This window comes from Acinetobacter pecorum, from assembly GCF_014837015.1.
Taxonomy (GTDB): Bacteria; Pseudomonadota; Gammaproteobacteria; order Pseudomonadales; family Moraxellaceae; genus Acinetobacter; species Acinetobacter pecorum.
Genome location: NZ_JACSPT010000011.1, coordinates 1 through 25,331 on the forward strand (window position 1 = coordinate 1; position 25,331 = coordinate 25,331).

General features: G+C 45.2%; 26 protein-coding genes and 1 pseudogene. 6 read left to right on the forward strand and 21 right to left on the reverse strand.

The window, feature by feature from the left end; genetic code table 11:
* Positions 1-275: 275 nt before the first annotated feature.
* Positions 276-1,454 carry a PQQ-dependent sugar dehydrogenase gene (locus tag H9629_RS09470; RefSeq protein ID WP_191730988.1) on the forward strand — a complete coding sequence of 393 codons (1,179 nt, stop codon included), beginning with the start codon at positions 276-278 and terminating at the stop codon, positions 1,452-1,454.
* Between the two features lie 379 nt (positions 1,455-1,833).
* On the opposite strand, the pseudogene H9629_RS09475 reads toward H9629_RS09470, so the two are convergent.
* From H9629_RS09475 to ribF, 5 genes and pseudogenes are all read right to left on the reverse strand, one after another.
* A pseudogene (locus H9629_RS09475) lies at positions 1,834-2,376 on the reverse strand (NADPH-dependent FMN reductase).
* A 137-nt stretch (positions 2,377-2,513) separates the two neighbouring features.
* Positions 2,514-2,996: an FKBP-type peptidyl-prolyl cis-trans isomerase gene (locus tag H9629_RS09480; RefSeq protein ID WP_064095155.1), complete on the reverse strand. Its 483-nt coding sequence runs from the start codon at positions 2,994-2,996 to the stop codon at positions 2,514-2,516.
* A complete protein-coding gene (gene lspA, locus H9629_RS09485) occupies positions 2,989-3,528 on the reverse strand; it encodes a signal peptidase II (protein WP_064095154.1) in 540 nt (179 codons plus the stop codon). The genes H9629_RS09480 and lspA overlap by 8 nt, the downstream gene beginning before the upstream one ends.
* Complete coding sequence (gene ileS / locus H9629_RS09490) at positions 3,521-6,367, reverse strand: isoleucine--tRNA ligase (RefSeq protein WP_191730989.1); 2,847 nt, start codon at positions 6,365-6,367, stop codon at positions 3,521-3,523. The genes lspA and ileS overlap by 8 nt, the downstream gene beginning before the upstream one ends.
* Before the next feature lie 65 nt (positions 6,368-6,432).
* Positions 6,433-7,434 (reverse strand): bifunctional riboflavin kinase/FAD synthetase, encoded by a 1,002-nt coding sequence (ribF, locus tag H9629_RS09495; RefSeq protein WP_191730990.1) that lies wholly within the window; start codon positions 7,432-7,434, stop codon positions 6,433-6,435.
* 207 nt (positions 7,435-7,641) lie between these two features.
* Here ribF and H9629_RS09500 point away from each other — a divergent pair, with 207 nt between their 5' ends.
* Entirely contained in the window at positions 7,642-8,796 is a 1,155-nt protein-coding gene (locus H9629_RS09500; protein ID WP_191730991.1) for a TDT family transporter, read from the forward strand.
* 104 nt (positions 8,797-8,900) lie between these two features.
* Positions 8,901-9,467 (forward strand): 5'-methylthioadenosine/S-adenosylhomocysteine nucleosidase family protein, encoded by a 567-nt coding sequence (locus tag H9629_RS09505; RefSeq protein ID WP_191730992.1) that lies wholly within the window; start codon positions 8,901-8,903, stop codon positions 9,465-9,467.
* A gap of 64 nt (positions 9,468-9,531) precedes the next feature.
* Here H9629_RS09505 and H9629_RS09510 read toward each other — a convergent pair whose 3' ends face one another.
* The 14 genes from H9629_RS09510 to ubiG all read right to left on the reverse strand — a co-directional run bounded on the left by H9629_RS09510 (position 9,532) and on the right by ubiG (position 21,506).
* Positions 9,532-10,152 carry a TetR/AcrR family transcriptional regulator gene (locus H9629_RS09510; RefSeq protein WP_064095150.1) on the reverse strand — a complete coding sequence of 207 codons (621 nt, stop codon included), beginning with the start codon at positions 10,150-10,152 and terminating at the stop codon, positions 9,532-9,534.
* Positions 10,153-10,469: 317 nt separating this feature from the next.
* Positions 10,470-11,276, reverse strand: coding sequence for an ABC transporter ATP-binding protein (locus tag H9629_RS09515; RefSeq protein WP_191730993.1), 807 nt, complete (start codon positions 11,274-11,276; stop codon positions 10,470-10,472).
* A 21-nt stretch (positions 11,277-11,297) separates the two neighbouring features.
* A complete protein-coding gene (gene ssuC / locus H9629_RS09520) occupies positions 11,298-12,113 on the reverse strand; it encodes an aliphatic sulfonate ABC transporter permease SsuC (protein ID WP_064102559.1) in 816 nt (271 codons plus the stop codon).
* Positions 12,113-13,288 (reverse strand): FMNH2-dependent alkanesulfonate monooxygenase, encoded by a 1,176-nt coding sequence (gene ssuD / locus H9629_RS09525; protein WP_064102560.1) that lies wholly within the window; start codon positions 13,286-13,288, stop codon positions 12,113-12,115. The genes ssuC and ssuD overlap by 1 nt, the downstream gene beginning before the upstream one ends.
* Positions 13,289-13,324: 36 nt before the next feature.
* On the reverse strand, positions 13,325-14,320 hold the full coding sequence (locus H9629_RS09530) for an aliphatic sulfonate ABC transporter substrate-binding protein (RefSeq protein ID WP_191730994.1): 996 nt from the start codon (positions 14,318-14,320) through the stop codon (positions 13,325-13,327).
* Positions 14,321-14,344: 24 nt separating this feature from the next.
* A complete protein-coding gene (locus H9629_RS09535) occupies positions 14,345-15,301 on the reverse strand; it encodes a sulfonate ABC transporter substrate-binding protein (RefSeq protein ID WP_064102562.1) in 957 nt (318 codons plus the stop codon).
* 333 nt (positions 15,302-15,634) lie between these two features.
* On the reverse strand, positions 15,635-16,975 hold the full coding sequence (argA, locus tag H9629_RS09540; protein WP_144724120.1) for an amino-acid N-acetyltransferase: 1,341 nt from the start codon (positions 16,973-16,975) through the stop codon (positions 15,635-15,637).
* Between the two features lie 132 nt (positions 16,976-17,107).
* On the reverse strand, positions 17,108-17,476 hold the full coding sequence (locus tag H9629_RS09545; protein WP_064095143.1) for an RcnB family protein: 369 nt from the start codon (positions 17,474-17,476) through the stop codon (positions 17,108-17,110).
* 231 nt (positions 17,477-17,707) lie between these two features.
* Positions 17,708-18,088: an RcnB family protein gene (locus H9629_RS09550; RefSeq protein WP_064095142.1), complete on the reverse strand. Its 381-nt coding sequence runs from the start codon at positions 18,086-18,088 to the stop codon at positions 17,708-17,710.
* A gap of 305 nt (positions 18,089-18,393) precedes the next feature.
* Positions 18,394-18,549 carry a hypothetical protein gene (locus H9629_RS09555; protein WP_171254894.1) on the reverse strand — a complete coding sequence of 52 codons (156 nt, stop codon included), beginning with the start codon at positions 18,547-18,549 and terminating at the stop codon, positions 18,394-18,396.
* A 181-nt stretch (positions 18,550-18,730) separates the two neighbouring features.
* Positions 18,731-19,150 (reverse strand): hypothetical protein, encoded by a 420-nt coding sequence (locus tag H9629_RS09560; RefSeq protein WP_064102564.1) that lies wholly within the window; start codon positions 19,148-19,150, stop codon positions 18,731-18,733.
* A 155-nt stretch (positions 19,151-19,305) separates the two neighbouring features.
* Positions 19,306-20,052: a YciK family oxidoreductase gene (locus H9629_RS09565; RefSeq protein WP_064102565.1), complete on the reverse strand. Its 747-nt coding sequence runs from the start codon at positions 20,050-20,052 to the stop codon at positions 19,306-19,308.
* A gap of 39 nt (positions 20,053-20,091) precedes the next feature.
* Positions 20,092-20,781: an HAD family hydrolase gene (locus H9629_RS09570; RefSeq protein WP_191730995.1), complete on the reverse strand. Its 690-nt coding sequence runs from the start codon at positions 20,779-20,781 to the stop codon at positions 20,092-20,094.
* Complete coding sequence (gene ubiG, locus H9629_RS09575) at positions 20,778-21,506, reverse strand: bifunctional 2-polyprenyl-6-hydroxyphenol methylase/3-demethylubiquinol 3-O-methyltransferase UbiG (RefSeq protein WP_191730996.1); 729 nt, start codon at positions 21,504-21,506, stop codon at positions 20,778-20,780. The genes H9629_RS09570 and ubiG overlap by 4 nt, the downstream gene beginning before the upstream one ends.
* Before the next feature lie 228 nt (positions 21,507-21,734).
* Here ubiG and H9629_RS09580 point away from each other — a divergent pair, with 228 nt between their 5' ends.
* Complete coding sequence (locus H9629_RS09580; protein ID WP_064102568.1) at positions 21,735-22,349, forward strand: thiol:disulfide interchange protein DsbA/DsbL; 615 nt, start codon at positions 21,735-21,737, stop codon at positions 22,347-22,349.
* A gap of 51 nt (positions 22,350-22,400) precedes the next feature.
* Here H9629_RS09580 and H9629_RS09585 read toward each other — a convergent pair whose 3' ends face one another.
* Positions 22,401-23,093 carry a TetR family transcriptional regulator gene (locus H9629_RS09585; protein WP_064102569.1) on the reverse strand — a complete coding sequence of 231 codons (693 nt, stop codon included), beginning with the start codon at positions 23,091-23,093 and terminating at the stop codon, positions 22,401-22,403.
* Positions 23,094-23,303: 210 nt separating this feature from the next.
* Here H9629_RS09585 and rph point away from each other — a divergent pair, with 210 nt between their 5' ends.
* Positions 23,304-24,020: a ribonuclease PH gene (gene rph / locus H9629_RS09590; protein WP_005261502.1), complete on the forward strand. Its 717-nt coding sequence runs from the start codon at positions 23,304-23,306 to the stop codon at positions 24,018-24,020.
* Positions 24,021-24,165: 145 nt separating this feature from the next.
* Positions 24,166-24,300 carry a hypothetical protein gene (locus H9629_RS15480; protein WP_263600642.1) on the forward strand — a complete coding sequence of 45 codons (135 nt, stop codon included), beginning with the start codon at positions 24,166-24,168 and terminating at the stop codon, positions 24,298-24,300.
* Between the two features lie 113 nt (positions 24,301-24,413).
* Here H9629_RS15480 and nadC read toward each other — a convergent pair whose 3' ends face one another.
* Positions 24,414-25,265 (reverse strand): carboxylating nicotinate-nucleotide diphosphorylase, encoded by an 852-nt coding sequence (gene nadC / locus H9629_RS09595; protein WP_064102570.1) that lies wholly within the window; start codon positions 25,263-25,265, stop codon positions 24,414-24,416.
* Positions 25,266-25,331 lie beyond the last annotated feature (66 nt).

Here is a 25,331-nt window from a genome sequence, read left to right on the forward strand (position 1 = left end):
CAGAAGTGAAACCTCTTAGCGCTGATGGTAGTGTGGGATTACCCATGTGAGAGTAAGTCATCGCCAGCTCATTATTCGAAACACCCCCGGTCTAAAGGCCGGGGGTGTTTTTTTAGGCCTGGAGTTTAGTCGAAAGCTTAGTCACTCATTCTTTATTAAAATAAATTCTATTTATAATTTTTAAAATATATCTATTTACTTTTCTATGCTGAATTTAGACCAGAAACTCTGTATCTTGATGTTAATTTGGACAATAAATCAGTATGGAGAAGATAATGTTATCGCAATTTAAAATAAAAATTTTACTTAGTTGCTGTGCTTTGGCATTTACTGCCTGTCATGCAGAAAATTCCTCCTCTAGCTCTGAGACTGCTCAACAGACTTCTATAGCTACTCATGCATCCGATTCAGTCTCTTCAAGCATGCAAAAATATAAGGTTGAACAGGTTGCTCAATTTAATGAACCTTGGGCAATTGCCACCTTAAATGATGGCCAGCTGCTGATTACTGAGCGTAAAGGAAAATTGCAGCTCTTTGATCCCAAAAATAAGAAAAAAATCGAGGTGAAAGGCATACCTCAGGTTGCGTATGGAGGCCAAGGCGGCTTAGGTGAAATTGCTTTACATCCAGATTTTGTAAAGAATCAGTGGGTATATCTGAGTTATGCTGAAAAGGGTCAAGGTGGATATGGTGCTGTGGTTGTTCGTGGCAAACTTGATTTGAGCCAGCCTACCCCCCAACTGAAACAGATTAAACGGATCTGGACTCAAGTTCCCAAATTTTCGGGTCAGGGGCATTATGCGCATCGAATAGTGTTTGGGCCGGATGGCAAGTTATGGATCAGTTCGGGGGAGCGTCAGCAATTTGATCCTGCACAGGACATGCAATCCAATGCCGGTAAAATTATTCGCCTGAATGATGATGGTTCAATTCCTGCCGATAATCCCTTTATGAATCAGGGTAAAATTGCCCAGCAGGTTTGGAGTCTTGGACATCGTAATCCTCTGGGAATGGCGTTTGATCCCAAAGGGCAGCTTTGGGTCATTGAAATGGGACCGAAAGGCGGTGATGAACTGAACAAGATTATCAAGGCTAAAAATTATGGCTATCCTTTAGTATCAAATGGCGATCATTATGATGGCAAGCCCATTCCTGACCACAGTACCCGTCCTGAATTCGAAGCTCCGGCACTGGACTGGACACCAGTAATTTCTCCTTCAGATTTGCTGTTTTATACTGCGAATATCTTCCCACAATGGAAAAATAAGGCAATTGTAACCGGTTTGTCTTCCAAGGCAATCGTGATTGTAGATACCACTCAGACCCCAGTAAAAGAAATCCAGCGTCTGAATATGAAAGAACGGATTCGTGGGGCTGCCCAGGCAGAGGATGGTTCGTTATGGGTCATTGAGGATGGTCCGCAAGTCAACCTGTTAAAAATGACAGCACCTTAATCCGCTTTTTAAAGATATGGGGCTAAGAGAAATATCATCCGGAAACTGGAAAATCTCGAGATTGTAAGCTGCCGATGGGCTCTATCTCTGATTTCAGGTTGATGTCTAATACTGAGAAATGACTATTCAAGCCAAAACAAATCGTTTAAAACAAAAAAGCCTCAACATCCTGTTGAGGCTTTTCTGGATTTGCTTCTCAGATCTGACTCCTGTCTAATCTGTCAACGTCCTGTTGATTTGCGCTTTTTATTGTTGTGGTATCGCTTTGCAGACTTTCTGTCTGTCTATGCATTCACTATAGCCTTGCAGAAAATTAAGGTATAGCCGCCAAATACCGCGCTGCATGTAGGCTAAAACGTACAGGATTTCCGTCTAATCATTAGGCACTGACATACCGAATCAGTTTATCTACAGCAGCTTTTAAATTTTTATTATCGAATTCATTGCCCTGGAAGGAATAATCTTTGTTCCGTGCAAAAATATCCCGAATTTCGATGACAGCATTAGTATCCACCAGTCCAAGCTGAGTACCCACTTGACGAATCTGGTCAATTGAACGTGAGCCATTGGTCGCGCCATAACCAATATAAGCTGCCGGTTTGCCCTGCCATTCCTTGCCGAGATAGTCCAGGGCATTTTTCAGAGCTGGACTATAGCCATGATTATACTCAGGCGTGACAAAAATAAAGGCATCTCCAAGCGCAATCTTGTCTGCCCACTCTTACTGTTTGGGCTGATCATAAATCCCGGTCAGGGGAGGATGAGCGCCAGCAAATAGCGGAAGATCCCATTCTTTTAAATCGACAATTTCAGTTTCCAAAGTGCTAAAGGTATAACTTTTAATTTCCTGCAGTACCCAATGCGCCACTTTAATTGCAGTACGCCCCTCACGCACGCTCCCAACCACAATATAAATTTTCATATTTAGTCCTTTTTCAGGGTCTTAATCATCAAATTAAATTAATTAGATTTCAGAAAGGTGACTAGACATGATTTGTATCCGGAACATAAAAAAAGCTCCCGAAGGAGCTTTTTTAAATCAGTCAATTAGTTGAAACTTTACATCAGTTTAACGCCTTGCTGGCCAGCAGGTGTCACTTTAAAGATTTCCACTTCAAAGGTGATGTTCTTGCCTGCCAATGGATGGTTAAAGTCCACTTCGGTAATATCATCATTGACTGATCTGACTACGCCATACAGGGTGGCCTTGGCTTTGTCTTCAAACTCGATCATGTGACCTTCGATCGGACGTTCTCCGAATTTTACCGTGTCAAATTTCTGGATGTTTTCTGGATTCCATGGCCCAAAAGCATCTTCTGGTGGCAGGCTGACCGTGCGACGGTCACCGGCACGTAAGCCAATCAGTGCTTTTTCAAAACCAGGCAGTAGATTGCCATCGCCAATCACCAGGCTGACTGGTTCTTCACGGCTACGGGTATTATCAATTTCCACGCCATTTTCGATTGCGACAGAAAAGTGCAGCTCGACTTTAGAACCGTCTGCAACCCGGGTTTCTTCGTTGGGATGAATAAAATCAGTCATGTTGTGCTTGCGCCCGTTGAATTCGATGTTTTTCTAAGAAAAAGGTATCAATCAGCATCAGAATAGTACCTATAGTAATGGCACTGTCTGCAATATTGAAAGCAGGGAAGTGGCTGTTCTGGTAATACACATGAATAAAATCGACCACATAGCCAAGGCTGATCCGGTCGATTAAATTACCGATGGCACCGCCCAGAATCAGGGCTATCGCCAGCGGCAAGATTTTCATGTCTTTTGGCATACGCATCAGCCAAAACACGAAGACCACAGACACTAAACCTGCCAGTGAAGTAAAGAAATAGCGTTGCCAACCACCGGCATCGGACAGAAAACTAAAGGCAGCGCCATAGTTATGTAGCAGTGTCCAATTTAAAAAGGGCAGTACAGGAACAGGATCTGCATAATTCAGATTTGTTACTGCAATCCATTTGGTCCATTGATCCAGAATGATCGCCAGAATGGCCAGTCCAATCCACCATAAATTATGTGGATAGAACTGGAATAAGCCCTTTTTCGTGTGGGTATTAGGCATACTTTCTCTCTTCGCCTTGGCCTGTAGGAAGGTTAATGATACAACGGCCGCATAGTCCCGGATGTGAGCTATGTGTATTCACATCTGGAAGAACATGCCAGCAGCGTACACATTTTTCGCCATCTGCCGCAGAAACTTTCACGTGAAGACCTTCAAGATCAGATGCTTCACCTTGAGCTGCATCAAACTCATTCACCAGCACTTGTGACGTAATCAATACGAAACGAAGTTCGTCACCCAGTTTATCAAGTACCGCTTTCAGTTCGTTCGACGCCCAAAGTTCAACTTTGGCTGACAAGTTGGAACCCACTGTTTTCGCAGTACGCGCTGTCTCGATAAACTTGTTCACCGCAGATTTCACCGCAATCAGGGTTTGCCATTCCGTTTCTGTCACGATGTTGGCTTCAGTCGCTACAGGAATGTCATACCATTCCGCAGTAAACACATATTTCTCTGTTTGTTCAGGAATTAATGGCCAAGCTTCTTGTGCTGTGAAGCTCAAGATCGGTGCCATCCAGCGAACAAATGCCTGTACCAGGTGATACAACGCAGTTTGTGCAGAATGACGTGCTTGTGAGTCTGCTTTGGTGGTGTACTGACGGTCTTTGATGATGTCGAGGTAGAAACCACCCAGGTCATTGATACAGAAGTTAGTCAAGGCGCTGGTGACGATATGGAAGTTCATATCTTCATAGGCTTGCTGAACAGTTTTCTGTACCTCAGCTGCACGTTGCAGGATGTATTGATCCAGTGCAATCAACTGATTTACAGGCAATGCATCGGTAGACGGTTTGAAGCCATTCAGGTTCGCCAACAAGAAACGAAGCGTGTTACGGATACGACGGTAACCATCAGAGGCACGGCTAAAGATTTCCTTACCAGCCGTCATTTCATAACGGTAATCCGCAGAGGCGATCCAGAAACGTAAGCCATCTGCACCCATATCTTTAATGATGTCTTGCGGTGTGATGACGTTACCGATCGACTTAGACATCTTGCGGCCTTTTTCATCGACCACGAAACCGTGGGTCAGCAGACCTTTATATGGCGCACGTTCATTGATCGCAATCGACGTTAACAATGAAGACTGGAACCAGCCACGGTGCTGGTCAGAACCTTCAAGGTACAAATCAGCAGGATCAGTCAGTTCTTCACGTTCACGCAGTACCGCAAAGTGTGTTGTACCCGAGTCAAACCATACGTCCAGCGTATCGCGTACCGCGTTGTAGTGTTCAGCATCATCGCCGATGAACTCAGATGCATCACGGTTGTACCAGCCATCAATGCCTTCCTGCTCGATCAGTTTCGCGACTTCTTCGATCAGTTCAGGCGTACGTGGATGTAGCTCATTGGTGTCTTTATGCACGAAGAATGGGATTGGCACACCCCAGGTACGTTGACGCGAGATACACCAGTCTGGACGACCTTCGATCATCGCCTGAATCCGGTTTTTACCCCAGTCTGGTACAAAGCTGATCTCATTTTCGATTGCGTTTAATGCACCTTGACGTAAACCTTTCGCATCCATGCTGATGAACCATTGTGGTGTCGCACGGAAGATAATTGGAGTTTTATGACGCCAGCAGTGTGGGTAGCTATGTTTGATGACGACATGTGCCCAAAGCTTGCCTGCTCCAGTCAAGGTTTCAATAATTTTGGGGTTGGCTTTGTAGATATGCTCGCCTGGAAAGATTGGCGAGGTTGGTAAATACACACCATTTCCGCCGACCGGGTTGTCTACTTTAAGGTTATAAATCAGGCCAACTTTATAATCGTCTACACCATGGCCCGGTGCGGTATGAACGGCACCTGTACCACTGGTTGCAATCACGTGTTCACCCAAAATAACGGGAACTTGACGGTCGGCAATTAAAGGGTGTTGTAATTGTAAGTTTTCAAGTTTGCTACCAGTAAAGTCAGCAAGGACTTCAAATGCTTCAAAGCCATAACGCTCAGAGGCAGATTGAACCAGATCTTTTGCTAAAATCAGGTTTTGTGCAACCTTGTTTTCGCCTGTTGCTTTCACCAGTTGGTATTCAATCTCTGCATGCAGGGCAACGGCCTGGTTGGCAGGTAGCGTCCAAGGTGTCGTGGTCCAGATCACGATGTCTGTTGAATCGGTAACGGTTACACCCAAGCGTGTAGATAAGTCAGCTAAATCTACAACGGTAAAACCCACATCAATCGCGTCGGATTTTTTATCTTCGTATTCAACTTCTGCTTCAGCCAGAGATGAACCACAGTCCAGACACCAGTTCACCGGTTTCAGACCAGGTTCGATATGGCCGGCTTTGGCAATGGCACCCAGTGAACGTACGATATCCGCTTCCTGTTTGAAGTTCATGGTCAGGTACGGATTGTCCCAGTCCCCGAACACGCCCATACGTACGAAGTCTTTCTTCTGTAATTCAACTTGTGTGTAGGCATATTCACGGCAGGCTTTACGGAAAGTTGAAGCATCGACTTTCACGCCGACTTTGCCGACTTTCTCTTCGACTTTCAGTTCAATTGGCAGACCATGACAGTCCCAGCCCGGTACATACGGCGCATCAAACCCGTCCATGACCCGGCTTTTGATAATGATGTCTTTTAAAACTTTATTGACTGCATGGCCCAAATGGATCTGACCATTGGCATAAGGAGGGCCGTCATGAAGCACGTATTTTTTCTTGCCAATACGCGATGCACGAATCTGCTGATAAATGTTGTCGGCATACCACTCTTCTAACCATTTCGCTTCACGTACTGCCAAATTTGCCTTCATTGCAAAGTCAGTACCTGGGAGGTTCAGCGTGGCTTTATAGTCCACTGCATTTTCAGGAGTTTGCTTATCGCTCATGCAAGTCGTCTTCCAATCTAATCAGTTTATGTCACTGACACGTTTTACAATAAAAATATGGGATATTAAAAGGGAAAAGTGGGGTGATTTCGACGAAACTCAAGCAGTTTCTCGACATCATCATCAATTCCGGCTTTTAGCGCTTCAAGCGAAGGATAGTCCTTTTCGCCATGTAAATAGTTTAAGAACGTCACCCGCATCAACAGGCCATACAGGTTAGCAGAAACATCTGGAAAATGTACTTCTAATCGCCATTCCGGATGCGCTTGTTTAATGGCTGGACGGGTGCCGACATGACCTGCCCCAAACAGGGCCGTCGGTTCATAGCCTGGAATACCTGTTTGCGTTGGAGTATCAGCTTTTACCTTGTCTTTTAAGGATAAGGTTTCGCAAATAACATCAACTCCATAAATCCCCTTCAGGCAGGGCTTATGACGGTTGAGGCGGATATTGATGGTCGGAAAATCAAGGGTTCGACCAATCTGATCGCCATATTGTACCCGCCCGGTAATACTGTAAGGACGGCCCAGCAGCTGTGCGGCCAGAGCCAGATCACCTGCGAGCAAAGTCTGGCGAATCCGGGTAGAACTGACCCGTTCACCATCCAGAGCAATGGTATTTAAATTGGTGACTTCAAAGCCATAATTGCGGAGAAATTCGCTGTTACCCTGGCGGTTTTTGCCAAAGTGAAAATCATCACCCAAGACCAGATGCTGCGCATTGAGTTTTTCTTTTAAAATATCGGCAAAGGCTTCTGCGGTCAGGCTGCGAAAGCTATGGTCAAATTTTGCCACTGCAATATAGTCCACACCCAGTTCAGTCAGGTATTCGACTTTTTCACGCAGTGATGAAATACGCGGTGGCGCTTCATAACCTTTAAAGTATTCAAGCGGTTGTGGCTCGAAAATCATCACTACAGATTTTAAACCCTGTGCTTTGGCCACCTGTTGCAGCTGACGGATCATGGCCTGATGACCTAAATGCACGCCGTCAAAATTACCGATAGTCACGGCAGTTTTGGGTAACTTGGAATGAGACGCTAAAGCATTTAGACGGAGCAGCTGCATGGGCAAATCAAGTGCTTAGAAATTTCGAGAGGCTATATATTGCCATAATCTCAGCGTTTCGTCTTGTTGTTGTGTTTTTAGACAATAAAATTAATGCAATGATGAATCTATAATCAGTTAAATTGATAATAAAAATGAATATTAATAAATTTAATTTATATTTAATTATTCGTATGATGGTTCTAACATCCTTTCAGAGTGAAGCTGATGAAAAAGCCATTTGCCGATTTAAATCGAGTTTCTGACCTGATCCGTGAGTTCACACCGAACTGGTTCACAGTAACCATGGGTACCGGTATTGTCGCTTTAATCATAGCAGAATCTCCGCTGGCATCTGAGCTTTTCTGGCAAATGGGTGCCGGGCTTTGGCTTTTGAATATCATCTTATTTGTTGCTTTCCTGAGTCTTTATGCGCTGCGCTGGATTTATTACCCAGTTGAAGCCAAACAGATTTTTCAGCATCCAAATATGAGTTTATTTTTGGGTGCAATCCCGATGGGGCTTGCCACAATCATCAATGGCTTTCTTAAATTTGGTATTGTTCAAATGGGCGATATTGCCGTACAGATTGCAGGACTACTTTGGTATGTCGATGTGGCACTTGCAGTTATGATTGCGTGGGCCGTGCCATTTTTTATGTATAGCCGGCAGAAGCATGAGTTTAAAAGCATGACAGCAGTGTGGTTGCTGCCCATCGTGGCGTGTGAGGTTGCTGCAAGTAGTGGGGGATTGTTGTTGGCCCATCAGGAGCCAACTCAACAGAGCGTCATGATTCTATTCGGCAGCTATATGCTGTGGGGAATTTCAGTTCTGCCTGCATTTGGAATTCTGAGCATTTTAATGTTGCGTCTGGCTTTACATCAGTTACCTGAAAAAGAAATGGCCATTAGCAGTTGGCTTGCCCTTGGGCCAATTGGTACAGGTGCATTGGCATTGTTATTACTGGGTCATCAGGCACCGCAAGTGTTGGCAGTGATAGATCAATACAGTCTGGGGCTATTTTTAGAACAGGTGGGTATTATGGGTGCCTTAATCCTGCTTGGCTTTGCTGTCTGGTGGTTTGGTATCGCCTTATTGACTACCTTATCTCATGCCAGAAAGCAGTTGCCCTTTAACTTGGGCTGGTGGGGACTCACCTTTCCAATCGGTGTATTTACTTTGGCGATATTTAATCTAGCTGCCGCACTAGAGCTTCAATTTTTATATGCGGTTGCTTATGCACTGGGAGGTGTATTAGTCATGTTATGGATACTGGTTGCAACTAAAACGGCAGCGGGTTTTTACCATGGAAATTTAATCTTTTCACCTTGCCTTAAACAGTATTTGCAAAACCAGCAAATTGCGAAGGCCACAGAAAAATAAGAATGCAATTCCTTGTATGACTAAGTATTTAAAATGATGCAACTCAGGCTGCCTTGCGCTGCTGTTTTATGGTATATCACTGCCATATAGCGCAGGAGACGATTGTGAGTCAAGAAATTGCATTAATTATGGCACTTCCGAATGAGTCCAAAGGCTTGTTTGAAGCAGAAGGTATTGAAGTACATTACAGCGGGATTGGCAAAATTAATGCAGCCTTTAAAGCCTTTGAAGTGATTCAGAAGACGGGTTGCACTACCTTACTGAACCTGGGTACAGCAGGGAGTACTCATTTTAATGCACATGAACTGATTGAAGTGAGCCAGTTTGTACAGCGTGATATGGATGTTTCACCACTCGGTTTTGAAATCGGCGTTACGCCGATGGATCATCATTTCCCGGGTGCTATTGAGCTGGAATCGTTCTTTGAACATTTGCCGAAAGGGATTTGCGGGACAGGTGATAGTTTTGAAACCAGCATGTCGAAAGTCACGTGTAATCTGGTTGATATGGAAGGCTATGCTTTGGCAAAAGTCTGTAAAAAACTGGGTGTTCGCCTGATTTCAGTCAAATATATCAGTGATGGTGCCAATGAAACTGCGCATCTGGACTGGGAAGAGAATCTGTTGCTGGGTGCGAGGAAGTTATTAGATTTATATCGAATGGTAAAATAAAAGGGAGGCTTAAGTTTGCTCGGCGACCATAGGAGCTATGGCCGTATGCCAATCATAAGTGTGCTTATTGATCCTTACGTGGGATCACGCCATATAACATCATGTTTACCGTATGCTGGATAATGCGTTGCTGCATGCTGCGGTTACGCAAGGTTTTACCTGTGACCATTTCCATCTGGATAGAGAAATCTGCATAGTTTTGGGTGATGGCCCAAATATTCAGAATCAGTAATTCAGGATCAATGTTCGCAGAGATTTTGCCTTGTTCCTGCCAGTTAGAAATCACTTTGGCTTTGCGCTTCACCAGTTTTTTCAGCGGACCTTTTAAAATCTCCAGAATGTGCGGTGCTCCTTGAATCACTTCTAAAGCAAATAAACGTGATGCTTTAGGCTGGGTACGCGATACTTCAATTTTTTGCATCAAATAATTGGTGATCGCTTCTTCAGGTTCAAGTTCTGCTTCAAGGGTTTGTAAAGGCGCCAGCCATTTTTGTAGAACGGTGGTTAATACCTCGACATACAGGGCTTCTTTATTTTCATAATAATAGAAAATATTCGACTTATGCATTTCTGCAATTTGTGCGATTTCATCCAGACTTGCCCCACTAAAACCATATAGGGAAAATACGTCTAGTGCAGCATTTAGCAGCTGATTGCGTTTTTGAGTGCTCTTTTTTTGTTCCATTAGCAAATATAAAAACAATGAAAAAAGGGAATCTTCAATTGTACGGCAAATCATCAGATTTGTGCACACAGTCACAGGCTAATTTTTTGAATAATGATGATTTATTCTCTAGATTAATATTTAAAACAGGCTAGATCCATCCACACAGAGAAAATTCAAGTTTCTGAAAATATTTCATTTTCTTGTTGGTCTTGTGACTAAATGACAGAGGAGAGTGAAGTTCAAAGGATGGAAATTGAAGTATATCGGATTAAACTTAAGATAATTTTTAAGCATCAAACCCATAACCCTGTGTGATTTTGGGTTTGATCCAAGCTTCAGGTTGCTAAAACCGCTTTTAGAACCTGCTGTTCCAGTTCTGCAAATTTGACACTTTTTTGCCGGGGACGAGGTAAATTAACCCTAAACTCTTTGGCAATATGACCTTTGTCCAGCAAGATAATCCGGTCTGCCAATTGCACGGCTTCACTGACATCGTGGGTCACCAGAATGGCGGTAAAACCTTGTTCGGTCCAGAGACGCTCAATCAGGCTTTGCATTTCCAGTCGTGTCAGGGCATCCAGGGCGCCGAGTGGTTCATCCAGCAGCAGAATACGCGGCTGATGCGATAATGCTCGTGCCAAGGCGGTACGTTGCCGTTGTCCTCCGGAAAGCTGTGAAGGCCAGAGTTCGGCTTTTTCTTTGAGGCCGACTTTTTCCAGCATTTGCGAAGCTTTGGCATGCTGCTCCCTCGGTAAACCGAGTTGCACATTCTGTTCGATGCTGCGCCAGGGCAGCAGACGAGGGTCCTGAAACATCACCCGGATATCATCTGCAGTAATGCCTTCACGAATATGCCGGGCGGACTTAAACTTGATTTCGCCATAGCTTTGTTTTTCTAGGTCAGCAATCAGGCGCAATAAGGTACTTTTACCACAACCACTGCGACCGACAATCGCCAGAAACTCGCCCGGTTGAATATGCAGGTCCAGGTCTTGCAGAACTTTGACCGAACCGTAAAATTTGTGCAGCTGTTCAATGATAATTTCGGCACCAAGCACTGTAGCAGGATTGATCTCTGCCGCAGGTTGCTCGAGTGGTCTAATCGGGTCATTGGCATGACGCCCTAAACTGAGATCAGTCATCACATGCTCCTTATTTATTCTTTATTTTTGATACCCGGCATGCCAGCGCAGCAGGAATCGTTCTAAAGCGACGGCCAGGACATCGGCCAGTTTGCCCAGCAGGGCATACAGTAAAATACCTACCAGAACCACATCGGTTTGCAAGAATTCACGTGCATTCATGGTCATATAGCCAATACCGGACTGGGCAGAAATGGTTTCGGCAACGATCAAAAGTACCCAGACCAGACCCAGAGAAAAACGCAGGCCGACCAGAATTGACGGCATCGCACCCGGCAGAATAATTTCTCTATAAAGCTGCCAGCGAGTTAAACCATAGCTTTTTCCCATCTCTATTAATTGTGGATCGACCGAGCGGATACCGTGATAAGTATTGATATAAATTGGGAAAAATACCCCAATCGCCACCAAGAACAATTTGGCGGATTCATCAATCCCGAACCATAAGATCACTAGGGGAATGAGTGCCAGTGCAGGAATATTGCGGATCATCTGCAAGGTCGTATCGAGCAGGGTAGAGGCAGTTCTGGATGAGCCATTTAACAGTCCCAGTAATAGACCCAAACCACCCCCCACCAATAATCCGCTGATGGCACGTCCTGCACTGACTTGCACATGTGTCCACAGTTCACCGCTGAGCAATAAATTCCAGAAGGCTAAAACTACGGCACTCGGTGCAGGCAGAATCCGGCTTTCCAGCAGGCCTGTGCTAGAGGCAATTTGCCAAACTGCAATCAAGAAAATTGGAACCAGCCAGGGCAGCAGGTGCTGCCCCAGAATTGTTCCACGTGAAACCGGTTTTTGGGCCAGGGTTTCAACGGAAACGACTTTTGACATTAAGCAGACTCCTGAATTTTCTCAGCCTGCTTGTTCTCGTCCGGTGTGTAGTTGTTCGCCACGATTTCACCAAATGGACCGGTCAAGTTTGGTTGAGTGAGTTTTTGCTGGGTTTCCAGTGGAAGTAAAGGGAATACTAGTTCGGCAAAACGGATTGATTCTTCCAGATGTGGGTAGCCTGAGAAAATAAAGGTGCTGATTCCCAGATCTGCATATTCCTGGATACGTGCAGCGACAGTTTCTGGATCGCCGACCAGTGCCGTACCGGCACCACCACGTACCAGACCTACACCTGCCCACAGGTTCGGAGAAACTTCGAGTTTGCTGCGGTCGCCGTTATGCAGTTCTGCCATACGGCGCTGACCGACCGAGTCCATGGATTTAAACTTGGCTTGGGCCGCAGCGATAGTGGCATCATCCACATATTGAATCAGTTCTTCAGCCGCCGCCCAGGCCTGCTCATTGGTTTCGCGTACGATCACGTGTAAACGGATCCCGTAATTCAGTTCACGACCTTTAGCTGCAGCCTTGGCTTTTACCACTGCAATTTTCTCTTTGACTGCGGCCGGTGGCTCGCCCCAGGTCAGGTAGGTGTCGACCTGATCCGTAGCCAGTTCAATGGCATCATCCGATGAACCGCCAAACCATAAAGGTGGATGTGGTTGCTGAATTGGTGGATACAGCAATTTTGCCTCATCGACACTTAAGCGTTCGCCATGGAAACTAAAGCTTTCCCCAGTATGTGAACGTTTTAAAATTTCACGCCAGATAGTGGTGTATTCGGTCGCCGTTTTATAGCGGGTTGTGTGATCTTCATAGACGCCATCACCTTTTAACTCCTGTTCGTCACCGCCAGTCACCAGATTCAGCAGCACCCGGCCATTGGACAAACGGTCAAAGGTCGCAGCCATGCGTGCAGCCAGAGCCGGGGTGGTCACGCCCGGGCGCAGGGCCACCAGGAATTTTAATTTTTTGGTCGCGTCAATCAGGCTGGCTGCAGTTAACCATGGATCTTCACAAGAACGGCCGGTTGGAATCAGGACACCTTCATAACCTAAGTTATCTACCGCAACGGCAATCTGCTTCATGTAGGCATGATCTACAACACGTGCGCCCTTGCTGGTGCCTAAGTAACGACTGTCACCATGAGTGGGGATAAACCAGAAAATTTTCATGTGATATTCCTTAAATTAAATCATCTTGTTTGCTAATTAATGTGTGGCTGCTGGCGACCAGATCTGTTGCTGGACGCTGATGGTTTTGGGAATCAGTTGAACCTGCTGGAAGAGATCGGCAATATTCTGTTGGGCTTTGATCACTTCCGTCGTTAAAGGCTGAACCGGCGAAGGTTTAAGACGACGCTCAAATGCAAGCTTTGCCACTTCTGGTTTCAGACCGGTACTTTTCTGATAAATATCTAGGGCTACAGCCTGGTTTTTAAGAATCCACTGGTCAGAGGCATTTAAAGCCTGAATAAACTTCTCGGGACTATCCGGATGCTTCTGAATAAATTCGGGATTGCCGATATAAAAGGAGTAGGTTTGCGGAAAGTCACTGGATTCAATCAGTACCTTCACCTGGCTGTCGAACTCGGCTGCGCCCAGGAAGGGATCCCAGATTGCCCAGGCGTCAATGGCTTTTTTGTCAAAAGCAGCACGTGCATCCGCGGGTGGAAGCCAGACGGCTTGAATCTCTGACCAGCTTAAGCCGGCTTTTTCCAGAGTTTTGGCCAGAAGTTCATGGGCACTTGAACCTTTCTGCACCGCGATCCGTTTTCCTTTCAACTGTTGAATCGTCTGGATGGCACTGTCTTTCGGCACGACCACGGCCAAAGAGTTTCCAGCCACTTTTTCAAAGGCTACATAGCTCAGGGCTTTATCTGCAGCCTGGGCAAAAATGGGTGGGGTATTCCCTACATAGCCATAATCCACTGCACCGACTGCCAGTGCTTCCAGCATTTGTGGACCCGCCGGAAACTCTTTCCACTCAATTTTGGCATTGGGAAATTGTTGTTCTAACAGCTTTTCATTGCGTGCTACCAGCAGATTCAAGGCTGATTTCTGAAAGCCAATCGCAATGCTTTGTACCTGTTGTGCTGCTTTGGTTTCTGCAGCAGCCGTTTGCTGTGATTCCTGTTTCTGGCAGCCAGTCAGACTAAAGCTCAATAACGCTAAGCTGATATAAAAAACTGTTTTTAAATGACTCATTTTTATTCTCAAAGTATTCTGCTGTTATTTAATAATTGCTGCATCAATATTCAGCTTTTGTGGAATTAGCTGCTGCGCATAAAACGCATCGGCGACCTGTTGCTGTTTTTGAATCACGTCAGTCGTGAGGGGTTTAACACCGAAGCCCATGCGTGAAATAGAGGTTTTTAAGACATCGACGGCCAGACCTGTCGGTTTTTGCAGGAGCTGAGCAGCAGCATCCTGATTTTTTGCCACCCAGTCCGTGGTCAGGTTCAATTCATTGACAACTGCCTGTACCACCTGAGGATGGCTTTCTGCGAACTTGCGATCTGCCAGATAGAACTGGTGGTTGCTCACCACATTTTCACCACTGGCAATGACACGCGCACCAATCTGATGTTCAGCAGCTGCAAAAAACGGATCCCAGATCACCCAGGCATCGACTGCACCACGTTCAAATGCAGCACGTGCATCGGAAGGGGGTAAATAAATTACTTCGATATCATCAAGGCCAAGCTGGTTGGCTTCCAGAACTTTTAACAGTAAGTAATGCACATTTGAACCTTTGTTCAGGGCCACCCGTTTGCCTTTCAGATCCTGAATGGACTGGATTGGTGAATCTTTCGGTACAATTAAGGCTTCGGCTTTAGGTGCTTGCGGCTGATTGGCCACATAGACCAGATTTGAGTTGGCCGCCTGAGCAAAAATCGGCGGTGCTTCACCGGCTTCACCAAAAGAGACGCTGCCAACGTTCAGTCCCTCAAGCAGTTGCGGACCAGCAGGAAATTCTACCCATTTCACATTGATCCCTTGTTGCTTCAAGGTCGTTTCCAGCGTGCCGCGTTCTTTTAAAATCGGTAATACGCCGTATTTTTGAAAACCGATATTCAGGGTAAGGGTATCTTCCTTTTTCGAGCAGCCTGAAAGCATCATGACACCCGCCATCGCAGTACCGAGTACCACAGTCTTTGTTAAAAACTGAACATGAGATTGGCGCATGAATCAAAACTCCCGAAAATGACACACTAGTGAATGAAAACTTAGGGACACGCTAATCGTTTTTGTTTTTCTAAAAAAATAACTATTCAGGAATTTCTAATGAAGAAAAAAGATAAATAAAAAAGCGCAAAACTTATGCGAAAAAGTGATTTATATAAAAATGAATATTTACTATTTAAGTTAATTAAGATTTTGAAATATATAATTATATTTTTAAGTTAAATATGTTGATATGTTTATCTGAAAAGCAGCAATACAATCTTAACAACTAAATCAAAATTACAAGATATCTTTATCTGAAATTAAGCTAAGGCACCAAAAGAAAAAGTCACTTTAAAGTGACTTTTTGCAAACAATGGAATTGCGTTGATAATTATAAAAAGCCTGACGGGCATCCGGCAGATCATCGACTGAAGCCGGTTCAAAGCCCTGTTCCAGAAACCAGTGCGCGGTGCGCGTGGTTAGAATAAACAGTTGCTGAATCTGCATGCTTTTGGCTTTTTCTTCAAGATAATGCAGGATCTGGCTACCCCGATTGGACTGGCGATAACTTGGATGGACCGCAACACAGGCAATTTCTGCAGAACGCAATTCATCCCCTGTTGTCGGAATCGGATAAAGGGCGGCACAGGCCAGAATCATGCCGTCCCGTTCGATTACAGCAAACTGGTTGATTTCATTTTCCAGACGTTCCCGGGAACGATAGACCAGAATGCCTTCTTCTTCCAATGGACGTAGCAGACTGATCAGGCCACCGACATCCTGAATATCGGCCATACGCACTTCTTCATAATGTGCATCGGTGACCAGAGTACCGGAACCATCCCGGGTGAACAGTTCTTCCAGCAGGGCACCATCATAGGCATAAGAAATCAGGTGCACCCGATGGACGCCGTTCATGGAGGCTTCTTGTGCGGCTTTTAGCTGTAATCCTCTTTCAGGTGCATCTTGCAGCGGAATATAGTCATTCAATTGTTGCGGCGTGACTTCCCGTTTGAGCTGGCCGTTACGATCTATCAAACCATGCTGCTTGCCCAGAAAAATCAGTTTATCTGCCTTGAGCCGAATTGCAGTTTTGGTCGCGACCTCTTCAGCAAGCAGATTAAAGACTTCTCCGGTGGTGGAATAACCCGTCGGGCCAAGTACCACAATATTATGATTGTCCAAATGGCGCTGAATCGCATCGGTATCGATCGCACGGACTTCCCCGGTCAGTTGAAAATCAATACCATCACGAATGCCATAAGGCTTGGCAGTGACAAAATTCCCCGAAACGGTATCAATGCGGGCACCATACATGGGTGAATTGGCCAGTCCCATCGACAGCAGTGCTTCAATTTGCAGACGGATTGAGCCGACAGCACTCATCACGCAGCTTAAAGATTCACGTGTGGTGACCCGACGCTGCTGGTAAAAAGGCGTGGTAATCTGGTTTTGGGCCAGATTCTGGTTAATTTGCGGACGAGCGCCATATACCAGAATCAGCCGAATCCCCAATGAATGCAACAAGGCAATATCATGAATAATATGCTGAAAGTTGTCATCTAAAACGGCTTCACCATCAAACATGATCACAAAGGTTTTGTTGCGGTGCGCATTGATATAAGGCGCAGAATTGCGAAACCAGTGCACATATTGCAGTGTTGTGCTTTGTGACGTGTCTGCCGAAGTCATGCCTGTGCCTATTTCAATGATGAGATCCAACTTTGATTCTAATGAAAAAAAACGCAAGTGGAAGTACAGATATAAAAAAACACCTGAAGGGGAACTTCAGGTGTCTGCAAGACGAGCAGTAATGGAGAAAGATTAGTTCATGATCCGTACGATTTTATTGGTACGCTCATTCACCAGAACATAGTCATTGTTGACTTTATACCACTGCTGGAAACGGCCGGTATTCGGTAGACGACGTGCTTCACGATCACTCACTTCAAAACGTTTGTTGTCGTATTGACGTGGTAAAGTTTGCCCTACGCGCCAGTCCCGGCTTGGATTGACTACACGGTTGTTATGACGGCGGTCATCATTCCATTTTTTACTATCTTTGGCGTCCCAGTGTGGTGCCGATTTATGCGGATTATGGTCATAACGTGAGTCATGCTGTGGTGCTGCCATTGCAGAAGTAGCTAACAAAGCACTGAGAGATAACGCAACTGTAGTTAAAACTTTTTTCATGGCTCTCACCTAAAGATGTAAATCTAATTTCGATGAGACTAAATTAGCGAACAAGTGCATAGAAAGCATGAGGGCTATTTAGTTAAAATGTTAAATTCGTGAAGAAATTTAGAAGATGGTTGCGCTAGAGCTAGATAAGCACAGGACAGCGAAATCATGGGCAGTTGGAAAAATCAGTCACCTAAATAAAAAAGACCCAAACAATGTTGGGCCTAGAGCATGAGATGTAATTTAGTCACCAACAATACGGATAATATTGTTATTTTCTGAATCGACCAGAATATAGTCGTTATTGACTTTGTACCATTGCTGCTTGCGATCAGGTCGAGGCAGGCGATGATCTTTGTATTCGACTTTATAGCCATTACCACGATAATGCTGCGGCATTACATAACCTGGCTGCCATCTGAGCTGTTGTAGACGTTTCACTCCGCGTTCTTCCCGCATACGACGGTTATCCTGCTGCTCTTGAGGAGCCTCGCGGAACTCGCGGCCTTTTTTCTTGTCTGCGCCATAATGCGAATCATCATTGAAATGAGGGGCAGCGATGACGACATTGCTCAGCATGAATGTACTGCAAGAAATTGCCAGTGCCATCAAAACCTTTTTCATGTTGAACCCTCATTAAATTGTTCACTTTCTACAGTACCTAATGTACGGAAAAATTGCAGAGAAACTGTGAAGAACAGGCACAAGTTTTATAACAAATGCAGAGATATTATGATGATGTCATAATATCAGACTGCGGTCTTGATCATAAGGCTCGGTATAAAGAGCTATGTTCTTATCTGATCAAAGCGAGGGCAAACATGCAAGCTAAAATCGATGATTTTGTTCAAAAAAGCAGCATTGAATCACTCGTAAAATAATCAATCCTCTACTGAAATGGCAGAAAATTTTATCGGTTTATCTCAAGATTAATTCCATTGTTCTGCTAGACCCTGTAAGGAGTGAATCGCTTCAGCGACTGATTCCGCTTGCAGGGCATCATCTAATGCCACAATCAGGGCCTGTGATAATTGTAATTGTTCAATCTTATGAATTGTTTCAATTTTTCGTTTCTGGTCAGCCATGCTGTACTCCTGTCTGATCTATCTGGCGATATAAGAAGCATAGTTCATATAGATTTATTTGGAAAACCGTATAATTTTATAAAAATGATGTGAAAATTCGATTAATAAATTCTTTTTTTAAAAAAATCAGCTAAAAAAAGAGTACTTTTCAAAAGTACTCTCTCTATAAACTGCTTGGCTTTTAATAAGCGTAGTTCAGGTCAGTATAATCCATTAGTGATTTATGTACATGTGCCTGGATAAAAGTACGTACATCTTCAGCGGTCATGGCTTTGCCCTGATTGCTGATGACATGTTCGATTTCTGGTTGTCCTTCAATCTTAATGCGATAAACAAAATGCTTGGCCAGACGATAACAATCGTCTAATTTTTCAATTCCGGTCACATAATAATAGGCATGTTCAAAATTCAGATCATGATGTGAAAATACAAACTGCTCGAACAGTTTGAGTTTCTGGGCATTTTCGAGTGCTTTGATGTCATCCACAATACTGGCTTCAAACTTGGTGTCATATTTTTCAGAAATAGGCTGTTGATCAATCAGCAGCGAGACCATGCCATCGTCTAAATGGGTCACCGTAATATTGTTTAATTCAGTCATGATGCACTCTTGTTAAATGTAGTGAGGCTTAGTATGCGGGGATTTTAGTGAAATTCAATGCGATCCGGCGAGAGTCATTCCCGGTTTATGCGCCATATGCAGCCTGAAAGCATAGAAAAGGGAGCAATTGCTCCCTGAATAAAGTAAAAAGAAGGTTAATCCTGCGCATCAATACTTTGACCATTCATATGCAGGCTGTCATCGCCCATCAAATACAGATAAGCCGGCATAATAGAATCGGGAGTCGGTAAAACTTTTGGATCTTCATCCGGATAGGCCTTGGCGCGCATTGCAGTACGCGTCGCCCCAGGATTGATACAGTTATAACGGATATTGGGATGTACCTGCTCTTTGGCAAATAACTGGCTTACTGCTTCAATGGCAATTTTAGATACGGAATAAGCGCCCCAGCGTTCGCGGGCTTCACGGCCTACACCTGAACTGGCAAATACGACGGAAGCATGTTCAGATTTGGATAATAGCGGTAACAGCGCCTGGGTCATGACAAAAGGGGCACGCAGATTAACTGCCATCACATCATCCCAGACATTGACCGGATAATCCGCCAGGGGAACCCGGTCACCCAAAATTCCGGCATTATGCAGAATTCCGTCCAGACGGCCAAACTGACGGTCTAGGGTATCGAGCAGAAGTTCATAATCCCGTTCCGAGGCGCTCGAGAGCTGTAACGGCAAGATGGCAGGTTGCGGTGCACCTAAACTTTCAATTTCATCATAGATGACTTCCAGTTTATTCAAGGTACGTCCATGCAGCACCACTGTTGCACCATGCAAGGCATAACTGATTGCTGCTGCACGCCCGATGCCATCGCCCGCACCCGTGATCAGGATAATACGATCCTTGAGTAGATCGGGGCGAGGTTGATATTCTGAATATTTCATTATCTACCTCCTTATTTCTTATTGTTTGGTTTTAAGCTTTCAAGATACCGCAGTCTGCCGTTGCACGAGCAGTTTCTGAATCAGCCGCTGTAATTCTGCAACTGTATCCACTATATAGTCGGCTTGCCAGGCTGTTAAGTCATCTTTGTATTGCAGTGGTAAATAACCATAAGCTGCCAGAATGGTGGTCATCTTGGCATGACGCCCTGCATCAATATCACGCGGATGATCACCGACATAGATACAGTCTTCTGCAGCAAGCTCGAGCTGTTTGGCTGCCAGATACATCGGTTCAGGATCAGGCTTGGTGCGGATGACATCTTCCGGGCAAACCAGTACCGCACAGCGTTCAGTTAAATTCAGTGCTTTCAGTAAAGCCTCACTGAGCCAGCGCGGTTTATTGGTGACGATGCCCCACGGAATATCTTGTGCTTCCAGCTGTTCCAGCAAGGGATACATACCATCAAACAGATCGGTATCGACCGCAATATCGGCACCGTACATATCCAGAAAACGCTGACGATGGGCTAAAAATACCGGATCTTCCAGTTGCAGTTCCGGATAGACCAGTTTCACCATGGCGCGTGCACCTTCTGAAACCTGGGTACGGATCAGCTCGGGTGCAACCAGTGCGCGGCCTTCTTCACGGCACATCTGCTGGATAATCCGGACAAAATCGGCCGCAGTATCAATGAGGGTACCATCGAGATCAAATAAAACTGCTTTCATTCTGTGGGCTCTGCTGCATTCTCTTTCACGGTATAGACCATATAATTTACATCTACATTCGCTGCCAGCCAATAATGCTTGGTCAATGGATTATAGTGCAGGCCGGTCATATCTTTGAGTTTTAAACCGGCATTACGAATATCATGCGCCAGTTCGGACGGCTTGATAAATTTGCTGTAATCGTGGGTGCCTTTGGCCAACATCCGCAACACATATTCTGCCCCGATAATGGCAAATAAATAGGACTTCGGATTACGGTTAATGGTCGAGAAAAACACATGACCGCCTGGCTTGACCAGCTTGTAACAGGCCTGAATAATCGATGCTGGATCTGGCACATGTTCCAGCATTTCCATGCAGGTCACGATGTCATATTGACCAGCCTGTTCGTCTGCCAGTTGCTCGACCGGCACCTGTCGGTATTCGATATTGCTGACACCTTCTTGTTCGGCATGGATGCGTGCCACATTCAGAGGCGCTGCGCCCATATCAATCCCGAGTACATCAGCACCCCGACGTGCCATGCTTTCGGCCAGAATCCCGCCACCACAGCCGACATCCAGCACTTTTTTACCATTCAGACCACCGGCATGTTCATCAATCCAGTTTAAACGTAGTGGATTAATCATGTGCAAGGGGCGGAACTCGGAATGCTGATCCCACCATATAGCTGCAAATGCTTCAAATTTGGCAATTTCTTGTGGATCAACATTCAATTGCGACATTGGTGTCACCTCAATCAGTCATGATTAGCTAAAAATATGTACGTGCCGAAAGGCCAGGGAAACTGATGTAAAACCTTGAAAATCAGTTCGATGGTTTAGTGTAGCGATTCTGGCAGAAAAAGCGATAAAAGCAGCAAAAAAGTTCACAGAATGAAAACGAAACCGGCATAATTGATTTATATTGAACACATAAACTTAAGCATAATGATTTAGAGGACGATAATCCGAATGAAAAAATTCCTTTTAGGCGCTGTTGCCGCATCTGTTTTGGCCGTTTCAGGCAATGCTATGGCCAATTTTGTGGCAGGTCAGGACTATCAGGTGGTTGCAAAACCAGTCAAAGTCGAAAAACCAGGCAAAATTGAAGTGCGTGAATTCTTCTGGTACGGCTGTGGTCACTGTTTCTCGCTTGAACCACATATGCAGAGCTGGTTAAAGAAATTACCAAAAGATGTACGTTTTGTACGTACACCGGCTGCGATGAACCCACTTTGGGAACAGGCAGCGCGAGCTTATTATGTATCTGAAGCATTGGGGGTGCGTCAAAAAGCACATTTACAGCTATTCCATGATATTCATGACAAACAGCGTCCAATTTTAGAACAGGCACAGCTGGCCAAGTTCTATACCCGCTATGGTATTCCTGAAGCGAAATTTAACAGCACCTATAAATCTTTTCCGATCACTTCAAAAATTGCCCAAGCCAAAAATCTGGCTGCCCAATATCAGTTAAGTGGTGTTCCGGCAGTCACCGTGAATGGTAAATATATTGTGCAGGGGGATGGTGCCAAAGTCATTCAGGTCGTGAATTATCTGGTTGAAAAAGAGCGTAAGGCCAAATAATGTTAAACTGAAGACCAGCCAAAAACCTGCATCTTATACGGGTTTTTTTGTTTAGGTCGGGGGAGTGACCATTGCATGGGTTAGGGGAACTGCTGTTTCGGCAGGACTCCGATACCAGTGCAAAACGCCACGCAGCAAGAGCTGCATCTGTAGCACGCTTTGGCTTTTAAAGACATTGGATTGGACTTGGCGCAGCTCGGGATCAGCCTGCTGCTGCAGATGAATCCAGCCCATGGCCCAGTTCAGGGACAGCTCAATCAGCATTTGTGCCAGAGCCTGCAAGTCCTGTGGGGTCTGGATATGCCGGGTGGTTTGCATCTTGGCCAGTTCATGCATGACATCTTCGGCCAGAAAATGAATTTCCCGTTCAATTCCGGTACGTAACACATCCGAGCCGCCCCAGCGTTCTGCCACAAAAAAAATCCAGGATTCAGGATGGTATCCGACGGCCTGAAAAAACAGTTCTAGCCCGGTTCGGGTCCGGGTATTTGGCTGATACAGATAAGCCTGTCCCAATTGATGAAGTACCCCTTTGATGTGCATCGCCACCTGATCCAGCAATTCCAGACCGAGCTGGTCCATATCCTGAAAATGCCGATAAAACGCCGCGGGTACCAGTCCAACAGCATGTGCGACTTCCCGCAAACTGATCGTGCTGAAAGCGCGTCCCTGACTGCTCAAGGCCAGAGTCGCATCAAGTAGTGCCTGATGACTTTGCTGCTTGCGATCTTCACGTAAGGACATAAATCGGTTTCCTGCCACTGGCTTCCCTTATGGGGTGTTTTAGTCTAGCAAAAATCAAGTCAAATCGTAGCGTCACAGGTCGGCAGAATTTTGATATTTCTTCGCGCTCTGATGCACTGATTTTGTAAATGAATGCCCCGCTTGCCTAATCTTGGTCAAGGCTTCTGCTATACTGGGCCGCAATTATTTTGAACCCCTACAGGACTTATTATGCGTATCGACCAACGAGCATTAGATCAATTACGTGAAGTGAAAATTACCCGTAACTATACACGTTATGCGGAAGGCTCTGTATTGGTTGAATTTGGTCATACCAAAGTACTCTGTACTGCCAGTGTAGACAGTTCTGTACCGCGTTTCCTGAAAGGTCAGGGCCAAGGCTGGGTGACTGCTGAATATGGCATGTTGCCACGTTCAACTCATACCCGTAGCGATCGTGAAGCGGCACGTGGCAAACAGAGTGGCCGTACCCAGGAAATTCAGCGCCTGATTGGTCGTAGCCTGCGCTCAATGGTTGATCTGAAAAAGCTGGGTGAAAATACCATTACCATCGACTGTGACGTGATTCAGGCTGATGGCGGTACCCGTACTGCAGCGATTACCGGTGCTGCAGTGGCTTTGGTCGATGCTATGAACGTATTGCTGGAAAGAAAGAAAATCAAACATGATCCATTAAAAGGTTTGGTGGCTGCGGTTTCTGTGGGTATTTTCAAAGATGAAGTATTACTGGATCTTTGCTATGAAGAAGATTCAAACTGTCAAACGGACTTGAATGTGGTGATGACGCAGGCAGGTGAATTTATTGAAATTCAAGGCACTGCAGAAGACAAACCATTTACCCGTGCCCAATCGGATGCCATGCTGGAAATGGCCGAGAAAGGGATTCAGGAATTGGTGAAAAAACAGCAAGAAGCTTTAGGCTGGTAATTCATTAAAGCTAAAAAAACGCATCTAAAAGATGCGTTTTTTTATGCCTCAACATTAGCTCACAAAAATTGAACAGGACCTGTCTACTGTAGCGCTCGGTTTCAGGAGATGATTTTAAATCTACTAACTCGTAGAGGATTGAGATATGAAAATATGGTTCATCGCACTGTCAGTGTGTACAGTTCTGGGTCTGGCTGCCTGTGATAATAATAAGTCCAAGTCCCATGATGCAAATCAGGATAGTACTTCTACACCAGCAGGACAAAATAACAATAAGTGATGAAAATCCGACATCACTTCATCCTCAATATATTTTTTGTACAAAATATGCGCAAAAAATTTTAAAAAATAAAAAAAGGGTGCTTCGCACCCTTCTCCTATTGCGTATCAAATTTAAGCTTCAGCATTAAAACGCATCGATAGATCAATGGCTTTGACATCTTTGGTTAGCACGCCCATGGAAATATAATCAACGCCGGTACTGGCAACCTCACGTAAATTCTCAATAGTAATATTCCCTGAAGCTTCTAGCTTACAGCGGCCGGCTACATGTTGTACCGCATCAATCATTTGTTGCTGACTGAAGTTATCCAGCATCACGATATCGGCATGGGCTTCCAGCGCCTGATTCAGCTCATCCCAGGTTTCGACTTCAACTTCGACCGGTTTGCCCGGCGCAATCTGATGAGCCTTGGCAATTGCCTGTGCAATACCACCCGCTGCCATAATATGATTTTCTTTAATTAGAAAGGCGTCAAACAGACCCAAACGGTGATTCTGACCACCGCCAATGGCCACGGCATATTTTTGTGCAATACGCAGACCCGGAAGTGTTTTGCGCGTATCTAACAGCTTGGTATTTAGACCTTGCAACTGTTTGACATAGTGGGCTGTTTTAGTGGCAACGGCCGATAGTGTCTGGACAAAGTTTAGGGCAGGGCGCTCCACGGTCAATAAACTACGCGCAGATCCCGCCAGTTTTAAAAATGCTTCGTTGGCCTGAACATGATCGCCATCATTTTTCAGCCAGATCACTTCAACACTCGGATCGTAGGCCTGAATCAAGGCATTGACCCAAGGCTGACCGGCCAAAACCATGTTTTCACGGCTAATGATGGTGGCAGTGGCCTGTTCGTCTTCAGGGGTCAGCAGGGCGGTAATATCGCCTTCACCAATATCTTCTGAAAGTGCCTGTTGGATGTTGATTTGAATCGACTGGTCTAGCAAAGCTTGAGATATGCTCATGTCTACTTCCGTATCTTTTTAAGCCGTAAAAATTGCGCCTTATCTTAGCACCGTTACATAAAAGAT